The organism is Amycolatopsis nivea, assembly GCF_004522235.1.
Taxonomy (GTDB): Bacteria; Actinomycetota; Actinomycetes; order Mycobacteriales; family Pseudonocardiaceae; genus Amycolatopsis; species Amycolatopsis nivea.
On sequence record NZ_SDLT01000004.1, the window covers coordinates 80,078 to 93,538 of the forward strand.

A 13,461-nucleotide genomic window follows, 5' to 3' on the forward strand; every position below is an offset into this window, starting at 1 on the left:
CTGGTCATTCCAGGATCAAGTACGGCCTCTTCAGCACCCGGAAAATATACTGATCGGGCCCGACTTTCTCGACCAGAGTGCGAAAGTTCGCCGCACTGAGCACCGAGTACAACGTCTCCTCGAGGATGTCCTTCGCGGCATCGTCCGAATCGGCGACCGCAGTTTTCCACTTGACGGTGACGCCGTACGGCGGGCCCGCGTGGACCTCGACCACCGCCCCCGGGCTCGCCTCGGTCCACGCGTGCACGACAGCCGGGATCCCCATCCGCACCAGCTCGTCGCGGGCGAGATTCGCCAGTTCAGTCCACGACTCGACCGCGTCCGCCGAAGCCTGGACAGCCTCGCCGCCCTCGGTGGACCACGTTTCCATCAACCGAAGCGGATCAGACACTCTTGGCCCCCCTCAACCGGGCCGGCGCGGCCAAAACCCGGAACTCGTAGTACCTGTGCGCGGAATTGTCGATGAACACTCGGAAACCAGCCTTGTCGAGCAAGCGGTGCACCGCGCGCTCTATCATCCCGGTCACTTCGAACACCCGGACCACCAGCGGGTCGTCCATTTTCTGCGCGATCAGCTTCTCCCGAAAACTCTCCGTATCGATGATGGGCGCATGCCAGCTGAACAGCACTCCGTACGGATACCGGTCGGCAATATGAATGCACACCCCAGGAGGAGTGTCCAGAGAAACGGGGTCGCGGGAAGTGCTGATCGACGCGGGCAGCCCTAGCCGTTGCAGTTCAGCACGAGCCAGGTTCGCCAATTCGACCCAGGTCGCGACCGCCTCGTCCGGAGCGCGATCCTCGACCGCCTGCTGCTGGTCAAGCAGGGATTTCTTGGAGAATTGGAACGGGTCTGTCACAGCGGTTCCTCAGCATTGTCAACCCGTCCGGACGGAGGGTCTTATTCTCGACAAAATACCGGAACTGGCCTCGCTGTGACACTCATCACAGCACGTAATGCCCACCCGTCACCGGCGATAGCAAAGCGGACGATCTGCAGCGATCAATCGAATGGATTGACATACATATGAAAGAACTGGGGATAGGCAGCAATTACGTCATTCGGTCTATGGACCGCGAAAGCCGTCACTGGTATTCGGCCTGCCGCGCCCGGTCCTAGCCGCCGATTACGCCAGCACTCCATCGGACCGAGAAGGAAGAACGCCTGTGCCTCGAAGAACCCGCAGCATCCTGGCTCTCTCCGCCACCCTGGTCACCGGCGGCGTACTGACCGCCGTCCCGGCGCACGCGATTTCCGGGGGAACTGTCGTGCCCTCCGGAACGTCGGGCTACCTCGCGCGCATCGCGACCCCGACGAAGGCATGCTCGGCCGCGCTGATCGACCCGTCCTGGGTCATCACCTCGGCAACCTGCCTGACCGCGAGCGCAACCGGTGCGCCTACTGAAAACGCAACGGTCAGCGTCGGCGCAGTCGACGTCAGTACCGGAGCAGGAACGAACGCCAAGGTCGTCAAAGTAATCGGCCGGACCGATCGCGATGTCGCGCTGGCGAAGCTCGACAAGCCCGCTACCGGGATCGCGCCGGTCGCGTTGGCCACGACTGCCCCGGTGAGCGGGGAATCACTCCAACTGGCTGGCTTTGGCCGTACCGCGACCGAATGGGTGCCCGCTCGGCCGTCCATTGCCACGTTCTCGGTCTCGTCGGTGAACGCCACCGAGGCGTCAGTGACTTCGGCGAACGGGTCGGACACCTGCCTCGGCGACGCTGGCGGCCCCGCCCTGCGCACGGTGGGCGACAAGGTAGAGGTCGTGGCCGTCAACAGCCGCTCCTGGCAGCACGGCTGCCTCGCGGTGACCGAAACCCGCGAAGGCGGCACCGAAGCCCGGGTCGACGACCTCGCCGACTGGGTCCGGCAGAACACCGTTCCCGCCCCGGTGACCTGTCCGAACGGCGCGACCGTGTGGGACGCCCGTTCCGACGGCTCGATGTGGCGCTACGTGCACCGCGATCCGGCGAACGGCGCCATTTCCTGGGACGTGCCGACCAAGGCGATCGGAACCGGATGGACCGGACGGCAGATCGCCGGCAAGGGCGGGGTCCTCTGGGACGTCCACCGCAACCTCGGCGCGGGCGACAGTGTCCCGAGCGGCGTGCTCCGGCGCTGGACGTGGAGCGCGGCCAACGGCTGGGGCGGCGGCAACGGGGTCGGCGGCGGCTGGGAAAAGTTCCTCACCCCGGAGTACCAGAACCGCGTCACCGTCGACCAGGCCGGCCGCATCCTCGCCGTCGACCAGCTGGGCCAGCTGAAGGCGTACGTCTGGAACGACGCCACCAACACGTGGGTCGACGGAAACGGCCAGCTGATCGACACCGGCTGGGGAAAGTTCGACTCCATCACCGCGGCGGGCGACGGAGTCCTCTACGCCCGGACCCCGGCAGGCAACCTGTACCGCTTCGTCTACGACTTCGGCTCCGGAAAGTGGACCCAGCGCGACAAGTCCGCCGGCGTGGGCTGGAACATGTTCACCGAGATCTTCTCGCCCGGAGCCGACATCCTGTACGGCCGCGGCGCGAGCCTGTCGGGCAACCCGACGCTGCTCTGGTACCGCTACTCGCCCAACACCGACACCTGGTCCGCGAACGGCGCGGGCACTCCCGTCGGATACGGATGGAACACCGACATCCACGTGACCGCGGCACCGGACTCGTGCCGGTTCGCCTAGCGAATCTGCTCCGCTGACCAAGAAAGGCCCGCCCGAACCCGGGCGGGCCTTTCTCGTACGCAAAAACTCAGGCAGCGTCGACCGGGACGGCCCGCCGAGCGGCCATCTTCGCGGCGAGCGCGGCGAAACCGGCCGTGAGCAGGTCCGCCACCGTGAACATCACCCGCGAGGCGACCGCGAACGCCGTCGCCTGGCCGACCGTCAGGCCGCTCGCCGTGAGGACCGCGACCTGGGCGACCTCGCGGACGCCTACGCCGCTGGGCAGGATGAACGCGAAAGTGCCGACCGTCATCGCGACGGCCATCGCGCCCACGCACAAGACCAGGCCGTTGACACCAGGAGCGCCGACGGAGTTCGCCAGCAGCCACAGGTGCACCCCCTGCAGCACCCACGCGCCCATCGACGCGCCGAAGGTCTTGAGCACCACGCCCCAGCCGAGCGGCTCGGACAGCGGCGGACGGCGCAGGATCTTCAGGACGAGCGAGGTGCCCCAGGTCAGGATCCGCGGGTGCAGCAGCGCGAGACCGACCGGGATCAGCACGAACAGCCACATCGCCCGCGGGCTGTTGCTGAAGACCGCGGGCGCGGCCAGCAGCGACACGACCAGCGCGGAAACGACGCCGACACCGAGCTGGATCAGCGAGCCGGTGAAGATCCGGGCCCGCGCCAGCCCCGCCTTGCGGCCGAGCTCCATCTGCAGCAGGTACGCCCACACCGAACCCGGCACGTACTTGCCGAGCGAGCCGACCAGGCAGATCTGCGCGCCGCGGGCGTAGCCGATCGGCTTGCCGAGGTGGTCGACCAGGATCTGCCAGCCCCAGGTGGACACCATGATCGACAGGATCAGCGCCACCAAGCTCAGCGCCGAGGACTGCCAAGCGACATCCGACAGCGTGTGCCAGAACTCGTCCCAGTTGGACGCCAGGCTCTTCGCCGCGAAGCCGATCACCAAGAGGATGGCGACCCAGCGCACGACGTCGAGCACCCGCGCCTTGGTGGACTTGCGGGCTTTTCCGGTGGTCGGGGCGTCCTCAGTGGACGGAGTGTCCTCAGTGGACGGGGTGTCGTCCCCCGGGCTCTGCGTACGAACGGTCGTCACTGCCTCTCAGCTCCTCAGGCCTGTACCGTGACCAGCCGGCTGAACTCGGACAGCAGATCGTAGCCGTCCCAGACCCCGGCGAACGTGAGGGCCGAGCCGAAGGGCACGACCCGGTCCACCCCGCGTCCGGCGAGCGCCGTCACGAATCCGGTCAGTTCCTCGCGGGTGAACCCGAACTGGCTCACTGTCTGGTCCTTGCGCTGCACGATCGGCACCAGCTCGTCCAGCGACGCCACCGAGGCGTTCGCGAACGTGCCCGCGCCCAGCCATTCGCGCGGCATCACCGTGGCGTCGGCCAGCTCGAGCGTCGCCAGTGCGTTGCCGTCGAAGCGGATCGACGACACCAGGCCGTCGACCGCCGCGCCGTACGCCGACACTCGCTTCTGCACGGCCATCGCCGGCTCGGTGACGTGCTGTTTCGCTGCCAGCACCTCGGCGAGCAGCCCGCGGAACTCCTGTCCGGCGGCCTGCGCGCCCGACGCGTCGCCGACCCAGAACACCGCGCGCGGCGACGAGCAGGCGGCCTGGTCGAACCAGTACGAGTCGTTGTAGAAGCCCTCGGCAGCCGCCTTGCGCTGCTCCGGCGCTGCTTCCTGCCAGCCGCGCACCGACGCGATCGCGAACGACGAGCGGTCCGGGAAGGTGAGGTCCCGCGCGTGCGGGGCCAGCGGGTATTTCCGCAGCGCGGCCACGGAAGCGTCGCCGCCCCAGATCACCCGCAGGTCCGCGGCCAGCGACAACGCGCCGCTGACCTCGTCGCTGCGGTCGTAGGTGACCATGCGCTGGGTGGCGCGGATGGTGGCCGCGGTTTCCGGCGAGACGTCTTCCATCGCCGCGTTCAGCGCTTCCAGCACGGCTTCCGCCGCACCGGCCGAACGCGAGGACACGCGCACGACGTTACTGTTGCCCGCCAGCGCCGACAACGCCCACGAGTACACGAAAATGGTGTCCACGTTGGCGGGCGGCACGTGGAAAACGAGCCCGCGCGGGAACCGCAGCGAATCGCCGTTGGTTTCCAAAGTGGACAGTGACTTCGCGAGTTCTCCCTTGCGCAGGAAGAAACCCAGCGAAGCCAGCTCCGGGAAGCGCCGCGCCAGCGCGGGCGCGAGCAGCTTGCGCGCGAACTTGGTGACGAATTCGACCACCCGCGGGTCGCCGACCGTCAGCCTGCCGCCGGGCGGTTCCTCGCGCAGTTCGTCCAGCAGGGCGCCGACCGAAACCGAGTCGCCCAGCGGAAAACGCTGGTCCAAAGCACTCATGCGGCCGCTCCCTGGAACGTGTCCGAGCACCCGCGGGCCTCGGCCTTCGGCAGCCTGCCCAGCACGGAGAAGTGCTTGCCCGGCCAGTCGCCGTCGTCGATTCCGTTGTACACGCCCAGGTCCTCGGTGAGCAGCACGTGCCCCGGGTACGAGCGCGGCAGCGTGCTCACCACCTCGATGACGCCCGGTTTGCCGACCGGCTGCTCTTCCCAGGTCTCCGGGTCGCGGATCACGACGTCGGCGAAATCGGGGCAGTACAAGGAGTTCCCGGACGGACCCTCGAGGAACACGGTGCCGATCTGCTCGATCATCCCGTAGTAGTTGTGGATCCGGGTGAGTCCGGTGTCCTCTTTGAACCGCCTGCGGAACTCGCTGTTGTCGACCGCGCGGTCGATCAGCTTCTTCCAGCCGCCGGAGTGGATGAGGATGCCGTTCGACAGGTCGAGCTTGTGCTCGCGGGCGACCTCGTAGAGGTACTGCCACACCATGAAGGTGAAGCCGAAGATCAGGAAGGGCTTGTCGCCGTACTCGGCGAGGAACTTCCGCACGGCCTCGACGTCCGGCTTGTCGTTCTCGTCCAGCACGTAGGTGTGCTTGCGGCCGAAGTTCGCCATGCCGAGCACGCCCGCGCCGCGCGCGGAGAACGAACGGCGGTTCTTGATGATGCCGATGGTGTCGACCATCAGCATCGGCAGCCGCTCGCCGCCCAGCACCTCCTGCAAGGTGGCGCCGAGCTGCTTCGTCTGCGCGCCCGCCGCTTCCTTGTCCAGGTAGATCCGCGACGCGCCGGCCCCGGTGGTGCCCGAGGACGTGAGGGTCTTGAAGACCTCGGAGTCCGGAATGGACTTCAGGTCGTGCGTTTTGAACATCCGCACCGGCAGCCACGGCAGGTCCGCGATCGTGGCGAACGACGCGTCCGGCGCGAAACCGAGCGAGGAGAGGATGCGCTCGTACCCGGCGGAGTTCGCCCGGTGGTGCGCGGTCAGCTCCGCGAGCTCAGGGAGCAGCGCCGCCTCTCGCTCCGCCTGCGAGCGCGTGAACACACTCATACCCGTCCTTCCAGCGACCGGTAGTCGATCTTCCCGCTGGCCAGCAGCGGCACTGTGTCGATCGGACGCACGTCGAACCCGCTGGCGTGCAGGTGCAGCCGCTCCGCCAGCGCCCGCGCCGCGTCCTTGCAGATCGCCTTCGCGCCGTCGCCCTCGGGCAGTTCGGCGAACAGCACGACCTTGTCGCCCGCGGGCACCGCGGCCACGACGTCGATGCCCACCGCGGCCGTGCGCACGGCCTGCTCCAGGTCGTCCAGGCTGACCCGGTTGCCGAACACCTTGCCGATCCGCTTGAGCCTGCCGGTGATGTACAGATACCCCTCGTCGTCGAGGTACCCGAGATCCCCGGTGGCCAGCATTCCGCCGTATTCGTCGCCCGCGCTCAGCCCTGCTTCGTCCTCCGCGTAACCCATCATCACGTTAGGTCCACGGTAAAGGACCTCACCGACAATTTTGGGATGCGTGGTTTCCTCGCCGTCGTCGCGGCGGATGGAGAACGAACCGCCCGGCAGCGCCGGACCGGCCGAGCCGATCTTGTCCGCGAGCCGCTCGGCGGGCACCGTGGTCATCCGCGGGGACGCCTCGGTCTGGCCGTACATGACGTACATCCGGCCGCCGACCGCGAGCATCTTGTCGTTGAACTCGGCGACCAGGTCGTCCCGCAGCTTGCCCCCCGCCTGGGTGAGGGTCCGCAGGGTCGGGTACTTCGCCGGGTCGAATTTCAGCCGGCGCAGCATTTCGTAGTGATAGGGCACGCCGGACAGCGAAGTCACGCCGTGTTCTTTCACCGAATCCCAGAATCCGCGGCCGAGTACGCCTGAAGATTCGATAACCACAGTCGCACCGCGCAAAAGGTGCGAATTCAGCACCGAAAGACCGTAGCTGTAGTGCAGCGGCAGACAGGTCGGAGCGACCTCCTCCGCGTCGATCGCCAGCACCTGCGCGATGGCGTCGGCGTTGGCCAGCAGACCCTGCCGGGAGAGCCGGACAAGCTTCGGATTGCCGGTGGAACCGCTGGTCGGGAGCAGAACGGCGAGGTCAGGGTGCGGGACCGCGCCCTCGGCCGACTCGCGCACCCAGTGCCCGTTCTCGGCCCGGTAACCGTCGGGCGCGTCCGCTTCGGGGGCGGCCAGCACGGCAGCCGGCCGGAACCGGGTGATCAGGCCTTCGAGCACCTCCGCGTCGAGCGCGGGGTCGATCAGCGCGATCGCCCGTCCCGCCTCGAACGCGCCGAGGTACCGCAGCACGCTGTCCAGGTCCAGCGACATCCGCGCGAACAGCACGCCGGGCGGGAGCTCCGCCAGCGCGGCCGCGGACCGTTCGACCTCCGCCGTCAGCTCGTCGCCCGCCAGCGTGCGGCCGCCGGCCACGTCGACCAGCCGGGACCCTTCGCCAACCAGATTCACCGAACCTCCTCGTCGTGCCCGTGAGCGTGCATGCCGGCGAGAACCGGCATATCCGGACTCACAACACCAAGCCGCCGTCGATGCCCAGGATCTGGCCCGTCACGAAGGCCGCCTCGTCGCTCGCCAGGAAGCGGATCGCCTTCGCGACCTCCTCGGGCTTGCCGAGCCTGCCCAGCGCCGTGTCCTCGATGCGCTCGGCGATGACCTTCTCGCCGAGGTGGGACGTCATGTCGGTCTCGATCACCCCGGGCGCGACCGCGTTGACCCGGATGTTGTGCCTGCCCAGCTCCTTCGCCGCGGACCGGGCGATGTTGCCGACCGCGGCCTTGGAAGCGGCGTACGCGGTCTGCCCCGCGCTGCCGTTCTCGCCGACGATCGAGGCCAGCAGGACGATCGCACCGGACTTGCGCCTGCTCATCACGCGCGAAGCGGCCTGCACGGTGTTGATCGTGCCGCCGACGTTCGTCTTGAACATGCGGTCGACCAGGTCTTCGCTGATCATGCCGAGCAGCGCGTCCTCGAGAACGCCGGCGTTGGCGACGACGATGTCGAGCGCCCCGTGTTCCTTCGCGACGCCGCGCACCAGCGACGAGACCGCTTTTGCGTCGGTGACGTCCAGCGCGAGACCGGCCGTGGCGCCCGCCTCGGCGGCGACTGCCTTCGCCCGGTCTTCGTCCCGCCCGGTCAGCACGACGGTGGCGCCCGCTTCGACGAGCGCGCGCACGGTGGCCAGCCCGATTCCGCGCGTCCCGCCCGTGACGAGCGCGACGCGTCCGGTCAGATCAGTCATTCTTGGACACGAGGTCGGTGACCATGTCGACCGCGACCTTGAAGCTCGACATGTCGATCACCTGGTCGGTGTCGAACTCGATGTCGAACTCGTCCTCGATCGCGGCGACCAGCGCCATGTGCCCGACCGAGTCCCACGCCTCGATGTCGCGGTACTTGAGGTTCTCGACGTCCACGTCCCCGTCGAGGTCCAGCGCCTCGACGAAGACCTCGCGCAGCTTGGGGGCGACTTCCGACATCTTCACAGCTCCTAGTGTTCTTCGCGCGGGCGTGCGTCCCACGCCCTCACCAAGGTAGAGAGGTCTTCGGGGAGCCCGTCGTCCGGGAGGTCGCCTTTGCCCTTGACCCACGGGCCGAGCGCCTCGACGGCGGCCTCGTCGAGGCCACGACGCGACAAGCCCACTGTATTGACGCCCGTGACCCGGGCCGGGTTGCCGACCGTGATGGTGAACGCACCCACCTCGCGGCGGACCGCCGAACCCATCCCGACCATCGCGCCCGGGCCGATGCTGCCGCCCTGGTGCACGACCGTGCCCATGCCGAGGTTCGCGAACGGCCAGACATGGGTATGCCCGCCGAGCATGACGTTGCAGGCGAGCGTGACCTGGTCGTCGACCAGCACGTCGTGCCCGATGTGGCTGCCGCGCAGCACGTAGCAGTCGTCGCCGAGCGTCGTGGCGCGCCAGGTGCCCTGCTGGATGCTGGTGTACTCGCGGATCCGGTTGCGGCTGCCGACGACGACACCGTGCCCGTCCTGAGCCGGGTCGCCGGTCGGCGCGCCTTCCCAGGCGGCCGGGTGCGGACCGCCCCGGTCCTCGCCCGGCGTGCCGATGGTCACGTGCGGTCCGATCCAGTTCCCGTCGCCGATGCGAGCCGGGCCGACGATGACCGCGTACGGGCCGATGACGTTGCCTTCGCCCAGCTCCACGCCCTCGCCGACGACTGCCGTGGGGTGAATCCGGTTGGGTGCCGCAGGTGACACAGTCGGTGATCCGTTTCGTCGCTTCCGGCCTGGACGGCCTGGGGTCAAGGGCTGCCTGCGGCGCCCGGTAACGTGTGGCCCGCGTGCATGCAGGGTGGCCGGGCGCAGAACCGGCGGCTTTCCGGCCTCGCGGCCGGAGCGCCTAGCACTGTACCGGACGCACAGAAATCCCCAGCCGAGAGAGACTGCCGATGATCCCCATTACCGTGGTCGACGTCCGAGACGCGGAGGACCTGGTCGTCGAGGTGCTGCGATCCGGCGCCATCGCTCAGGGGCCGATGGTCAAGCGCTTCGAGGATGCGTTCGCGCAAGTCGCGGGCACGAAGCACGCCATCGCCGTGAACAACGGGACGACCGCGCTCGTCGCGTCGCTGCAGGCGCTGGACCTTCAGCCCGGGGACGAGGTGGTGACCTCGCCGTTCACCTTCGTCGCGACGCTGAACGCGATCCTGGAGGCGGGCGCGACCGTCCGGTTCGCCGACATCCGGCGCGACGACTTCGCGATCGACCCGGACGCGGTCGCCGCCGCGGTCGGCCCGCGCACCAAGGTGCTGATGCCGGTCCACCTGTACGGCCAGACCGCGGACATGGGCAAGCTCGCGCCGCTCGCCGCCGAGCACGGGCTGCGGATCATCGAGGACTCCGCGCAGGCCGTCGGCGCGTCGTTCGAGGGCAAGCAGGCCGGGTCGTACGGCATCGGCTGCTTCTCGCTGTACGCGACGAAGAACGTGACCACCGCCGAGGGCGGCGTGATCACCACGGACGACGACGCGCTGGCCGACAAGCTGCGCGTGATGCGCAACCAGGGCATGAAGGCCCGCTACCAGTACGAGATGGCCGGGCACAACTACCGGATGACCGACCTGCACGCCGCGGTCGGCATCCCGCAACTGGAGAAGCTCGACCAGCTCACCGCTGCCCGCCAGGCCAACGCGAAGCGGCTGTCCGAGGGCCTCGCCGGCACGCCGGGCCTCGAGGTGCCGCAGGTGCTGCCGGGCCGCGAGCACGTGTGGCACCAGTACACCGTGCTGGTCGGCCCGCACGCGATGCTCTCGCGCGAGGAATTCGCTTCCGCGCTGACCGAAAAGGGCATCGGCAACGGGATCTACTACCCGAAGATCGTCTTCGACTACGACTGTTACCGCGGGCACCCGCTGATCCCGGACGCGCGCGTCGAGGACTTCCCGGTGGCGTCCGCCGTTGCCGCGCAAGCGCTTTCGCTGCCGGTGCACCCGCACCTGACCGAATCCCAGCTGGACCGGATCATCGAGGCCGTTCGCGAGGTACTGGGCGCATGACACACCGCATCGCACTCGTCGGCACCGGCAACATGGGCTCGCTGCACGCGCGTGTCCTGTCGCAGAACGACCGGGTGGACCTGGCCCGCGTGATCGACCCGCGCGAGGAAGCGGGCCGCGCGGTCGCCGAACGCTACGAAACCCAGTGGACGCCGGAAATCGGCTCGCTGTCCGATGTGGACGCGGTGGTGCTCGCCTCGGCCACCGAGGTGCATTACGAGCTGGCGCAGGAGATTCTCGGCCAGGGCAAGCCGATGCTGGTCGAGAAGCCGGTGTGCAACAGCCTCGAGTTCTCGCAGGAAATCGTTGCCCTGTCGGCGAAGAAGGACGTCCCGCTGATGTGCGGGCTCCTCGAGCGCTACAACCCGGCCGTGATGACCGCGCGGGCGCTGGTGAACGAACCAGTGCACCTGATGGCGCGCCGGCACGGCCCGTACGCGCCGCGGATCAAGACCGGCGTCGCGTGGGACCTGCTGGTGCACGACGTCGACCTGGCGATCCAGTTCTTCGGCGGGTCGACCCCGAGCCGGGTCACCTCCAGCGCCGGGTACTTCCACCCGCAGTCGGTCACCGGGGCCGAGGACACCATCGAAACGGTGCTGTCGTTCCCCGCCGGACTGGCCACGGTGTCGGCCTCGCGGCTGGCGCAGCGCAAGGTCCGCTCGCTGACGGTGTCCGAATTGGACCGGATGATCGAGATCGACCTGCTGCGCCGCGACGTGACGATCTACCGGCACGTCTCGCACGATTCGGTCACCCCGGACGGTCTCGGCTATCGGCAGCAGACCGTCATCGAGATCCCGGAGCTGGTCACCGCGCGCGAGCCGCTGGCGACCCAGCTGGACCGGTTCGTCGACCTGCTGGAGGGCAAGGTCGACGCGGACGTCGAGCGGGCGCTGATCCTGCCGTCGCACGAGGTCGTGGCGCAGGTTCTGACTGAAGCCGCCTGATTATTTGGTGAGGCGTTTGCCGTCCGCGGAGTAGGCGACCAGCGGGGTCGCGCTCTCCGCGGACGGTACGTCGTCCTGGTCGAACCAGAACACGACCACGTCCGGATCCTCGCTCCAGCGCGCCGTGTGCGCCGGGACCGTGCGACCGTCCACTGTGGTCTCGATGCGCGCGGCCGGTCCGCTGAAGTAGCCGTATACCGGCACCCAGGTGTCGGACACGGTGGTGCCGCCCGAGGTGGCGTGGAAGCCGAAAGAGCGGTCCGCGCCTTCGGATTCGTTGGCGAGGTAGAGCGGGCGCAGGTTGCCGTCCGGTTCGGACAGACTGGCCATCACTCCGAATTGGACAGCCGGCAGGTTGTCCGGGTCGTCGATTTCCGTTGCGTAGAAGACAAGTTCCGCGCCGTCGGAGTAGGTGCCGGTGGAGATCAGGTCACCGAGCGGCCGCGGCTCAGCCGACGTCGAAGCCGGTGCTGGCGCGGCGGTGCTCGTTGTCATTACCGACGGCGGAGGCGCTGCCGCCGCGTGCACCTGCTCCGGCGCACCGCCCGGCGAGCGCAACCAAGCCGCACCGAACACGACGGCGACCACGGCCACTGCCGCTCCCGAGGACGTCAGAAAACGCCGCCGACGCCGGATCCGCCCGCCGTCTTTGAAGATTCGCTCCAGATCGGGCTCCGCGAAGGGTTCCGCGGGCGCTTCCTGAAGCGCGGCGCGCAACCGGTCGAGTTCGTCCGTCACGCGCTCACCTCCCCGACCAGCGCGTCACCGTCCACGCGCAATTTCGCCAGCGCGCGGGAATTGGTGCTCTTGACCGTGCCGACGGACACACCCAATTCCTCGGCGACTTGGTGTTCCGGCAAATCGAAGAAATGCCGGAGCACGACCACGGCGCGTTCCCGGGCGGTGAGCCGGGCCAATGCGTCGGAAAGCCATTCCCGATCCGTGACGGCATGCGAAATGTCCGGCACCTTCGACGGTTCCGGCATCTCCTCGGTGGCGTATTCGCGGATCGGGCGACGCCACATGTCGATGACGTGATTGGCGAGCACGCGCCGGGCGTAGGCGTAGGGGTTCTTGCGCCGCACCTTGGGCCAGGCGGCGTAGGTACGGGTGAAGGCGGTCTGCGCGGCGTCCTCAGCCTGGTGGCGGTCGCCGGTGAGCAGGTAGGCGGCGTGGGTGAGGCGGGCAGAACAGGACCGCACGAAGTCGGCGAACTCGTCGTCCCCGCGCACGATCCCCCCTCTGTTTCCCGGTGGCCTTGGTGTCCAGGTTACGGGGGCGGGGGACGTGCGTCGACGTAATGGCTGGTCAGTCTTGCCTCAACGGCGACGCATGGTGTTCGGGTCAGCGCTGCGCGCGAGGGTCGACAAGTGCGCTCAGGTCGAGCTTCACCGGCGCGCCCGCGACCTCGAGTTCGACGGTGCCGGAATACTCGCCGAAATTCTCGTAATCGCCGTCGATGAGCCGGTAAGCAATCATGCTCACCGGCGCGTCCACATCCACGATCCAGTAGTGCTCGATCCCCGCATCGGCGTACTCGAAAAGCTTCGCACCCAGGTCGACGTCCTTGGTGGCAGGCGAAAGCACCTCGACCACCAGGGAAACGTCGCTCGCCCCGACTCGCGGGACGTTGGCTTCGATCAGGTCCGACGGGGCGACCAGCACATCCGGCACCCGCACGGTGGGTGGGAGCTCGGCCAGCACCGTCTCGAATTCGCCTACCGCCACCAGTTCCGGCGGCAGCTGCATCGTCAGCAGATACGGCAATCTGCTGATGATCAGCTGGTGGAGCGACATCGGACGCGGCGACGCTGACAGGACCCCTTCGACGACCTCGACTCGGACCTCCGGGTGCGCCGGAAGGTCCGCCCAGTCGTCAAGAGTCAGGAGCCGGTGAGGCCATTCAAGGACACTCATGGATCTCCTTCACCGACAGTGACTGAG

At 68.2% G+C, this 13,461-nt stretch carries 15 protein-coding genes; 3 read left to right on the forward strand and 12 right to left on the reverse strand.

What is annotated here, in order from left to right:
- Positions 1–4 precede the first annotated feature (4 nt).
- A complete protein-coding gene (locus EIZ44_RS06195; RefSeq protein WP_134727957.1) occupies positions 5–391 on the reverse strand; it encodes a hypothetical protein in 387 nt (128 codons plus the stop codon).
- Positions 384–860: a hypothetical protein gene (locus tag EIZ44_RS06200; RefSeq protein ID WP_037807108.1), complete on the reverse strand. Its 477-nt coding sequence runs from the start codon at positions 858–860 to the stop codon at positions 384–386. Before EIZ44_RS06200 ends, EIZ44_RS06195 begins: the two co-directional genes overlap by 8 nt.
- Before the next feature lie 307 nt (positions 861–1,167).
- Between EIZ44_RS06200 and EIZ44_RS06205 the strand changes: the two genes are divergently transcribed.
- Entirely contained in the window at positions 1,168–2,685 is a 1,518-nt protein-coding gene (locus EIZ44_RS06205) for a tachylectin-related carbohydrate-binding protein (RefSeq protein WP_134727958.1), read from the forward strand.
- Between the two features lie 67 nt (positions 2,686–2,752).
- On the opposite strand, the gene EIZ44_RS06210 is transcribed toward EIZ44_RS06205, so the two are convergent.
- Genes EIZ44_RS06210 through EIZ44_RS06240 form a run of 7 tightly spaced genes read right to left on the reverse strand, consistent with a single transcriptional unit; the run spans position 2,753 to position 9,269 of the window.
- Positions 2,753–3,784, reverse strand: coding sequence for a lysylphosphatidylglycerol synthase transmembrane domain-containing protein (locus EIZ44_RS06210; protein ID WP_205673059.1), 1,032 nt, complete (start codon positions 3,782–3,784; stop codon positions 2,753–2,755).
- Between the two features lie 14 nt (positions 3,785–3,798).
- On the reverse strand, positions 3,799–5,043 hold the full coding sequence (locus tag EIZ44_RS06215) for an acyl-CoA reductase (protein WP_043837817.1): 1,245 nt from the start codon (positions 5,041–5,043) through the stop codon (positions 3,799–3,801).
- Positions 5,040–6,092 carry a LuxE/PaaK family acyltransferase gene (locus tag EIZ44_RS06220; protein ID WP_037807099.1) on the reverse strand — a complete coding sequence of 351 codons (1,053 nt, stop codon included), beginning with the start codon at positions 6,090–6,092 and terminating at the stop codon, positions 5,040–5,042. The genes EIZ44_RS06215 and EIZ44_RS06220 overlap by 4 nt, the downstream gene beginning before the upstream one ends.
- On the reverse strand, positions 6,089–7,498 hold the full coding sequence (locus EIZ44_RS06225; protein WP_134664447.1) for an AMP-binding protein: 1,410 nt from the start codon (positions 7,496–7,498) through the stop codon (positions 6,089–6,091). The genes EIZ44_RS06220 and EIZ44_RS06225 overlap by 4 nt, the downstream gene beginning before the upstream one ends.
- Before the next feature lie 58 nt (positions 7,499–7,556).
- Positions 7,557–8,288, reverse strand: a complete 732-nt coding sequence (locus tag EIZ44_RS06230) for an SDR family NAD(P)-dependent oxidoreductase (protein WP_037807093.1) — start codon at positions 8,286–8,288, stop codon at positions 7,557–7,559.
- Positions 8,281–8,526 carry an acyl carrier protein gene (locus tag EIZ44_RS06235; RefSeq protein WP_037807632.1) on the reverse strand — a complete coding sequence of 82 codons (246 nt, stop codon included), beginning with the start codon at positions 8,524–8,526 and terminating at the stop codon, positions 8,281–8,283. The genes EIZ44_RS06230 and EIZ44_RS06235 overlap by 8 nt, the downstream gene beginning before the upstream one ends.
- Positions 8,527–8,537: 11 nt before the next feature.
- The gene (locus EIZ44_RS06240; protein WP_037807091.1) at positions 8,538–9,269 is read right to left on the reverse strand and encodes an acyl-ACP--UDP-N-acetylglucosamine O-acyltransferase family protein; all 732 of its coding nucleotides are present in this window, start codon (positions 9,267–9,269) and stop codon (positions 8,538–8,540) included.
- Positions 9,270–9,460: 191 nt separating this feature from the next.
- Here EIZ44_RS06240 and EIZ44_RS06245 point away from each other — a divergent pair, with 191 nt between their 5' ends.
- Together EIZ44_RS06245 and EIZ44_RS06250 are read left to right on the forward strand one after the other, a co-directional pair.
- Positions 9,461–10,567, forward strand: coding sequence for a DegT/DnrJ/EryC1/StrS family aminotransferase (locus EIZ44_RS06245; RefSeq protein ID WP_043837824.1), 1,107 nt, complete (start codon positions 9,461–9,463; stop codon positions 10,565–10,567).
- The gene (locus tag EIZ44_RS06250; RefSeq protein WP_043837826.1) at positions 10,564–11,517 is read left to right on the forward strand and encodes a Gfo/Idh/MocA family protein; all 954 of its coding nucleotides are present in this window, start codon (positions 10,564–10,566) and stop codon (positions 11,515–11,517) included. Before EIZ44_RS06245 ends, EIZ44_RS06250 begins: the two co-directional genes overlap by 4 nt.
- On the opposite strand, the gene EIZ44_RS06255 is transcribed toward EIZ44_RS06250, so the two are convergent.
- The 3 genes from EIZ44_RS06255 to EIZ44_RS06265 all read right to left on the reverse strand — a co-directional run bounded on the left by EIZ44_RS06255 (position 11,518) and on the right by EIZ44_RS06265 (position 13,434).
- Positions 11,518–12,255 carry a hypothetical protein gene (locus EIZ44_RS06255; RefSeq protein WP_134727959.1) on the reverse strand — a complete coding sequence of 246 codons (738 nt, stop codon included), beginning with the start codon at positions 12,253–12,255 and terminating at the stop codon, positions 11,518–11,520.
- Positions 12,252–12,752, reverse strand: coding sequence for a SigE family RNA polymerase sigma factor (locus tag EIZ44_RS06260; protein ID WP_037807080.1), 501 nt, complete (start codon positions 12,750–12,752; stop codon positions 12,252–12,254). The genes EIZ44_RS06255 and EIZ44_RS06260 overlap by 4 nt, the downstream gene beginning before the upstream one ends.
- Before the next feature lie 109 nt (positions 12,753–12,861).
- Entirely contained in the window at positions 12,862–13,434 is a 573-nt protein-coding gene (locus EIZ44_RS06265; RefSeq protein WP_134727960.1) for a Uma2 family endonuclease, read from the reverse strand.
- Positions 13,435–13,461: the final 27 nt, after the last annotated feature.

Bases quoted from the DNA above. Each gene is read 5' to 3' on its own strand.
- EIZ44_RS06250 (WP_043837826.1), top strand. From the start codon at position 10,564: ATGACACACCGCATCGCACTCGTCGGCACCGGCAACATGGGCTCGCTG.
- EIZ44_RS06265 (WP_134727960.1), bottom strand. From the start codon at position 13,434: ATGAGTGTCCTTGAATGGCCTCACCGGCTCCTGACTCTTGACGACTGG.
- EIZ44_RS06245 (WP_043837824.1), top strand. From the start codon at position 9,461: ATGATCCCCATTACCGTGGTCGACGTCCGAGACGCGGAGGACCTGGTC.
- EIZ44_RS06215 (WP_043837817.1), bottom strand. From the start codon at position 5,043: ATGAGTGCTTTGGACCAGCGTTTTCCGCTGGGCGACTCGGTTTCGGTC.
- EIZ44_RS06230 (WP_037807093.1), bottom strand. From the start codon at position 8,288: ATGACTGATCTGACCGGACGCGTCGCGCTCGTCACGGGCGGGACGCGC.
- EIZ44_RS06220 (WP_037807099.1), bottom strand. From the start codon at position 6,092: ATGAGTGTGTTCACGCGCTCGCAGGCGGAGCGAGAGGCGGCGCTGCTC.
- EIZ44_RS06235 (WP_037807632.1), bottom strand. From the start codon at position 8,526: ATGTCGGAAGTCGCCCCCAAGCTGCGCGAGGTCTTCGTCGAGGCGCTG.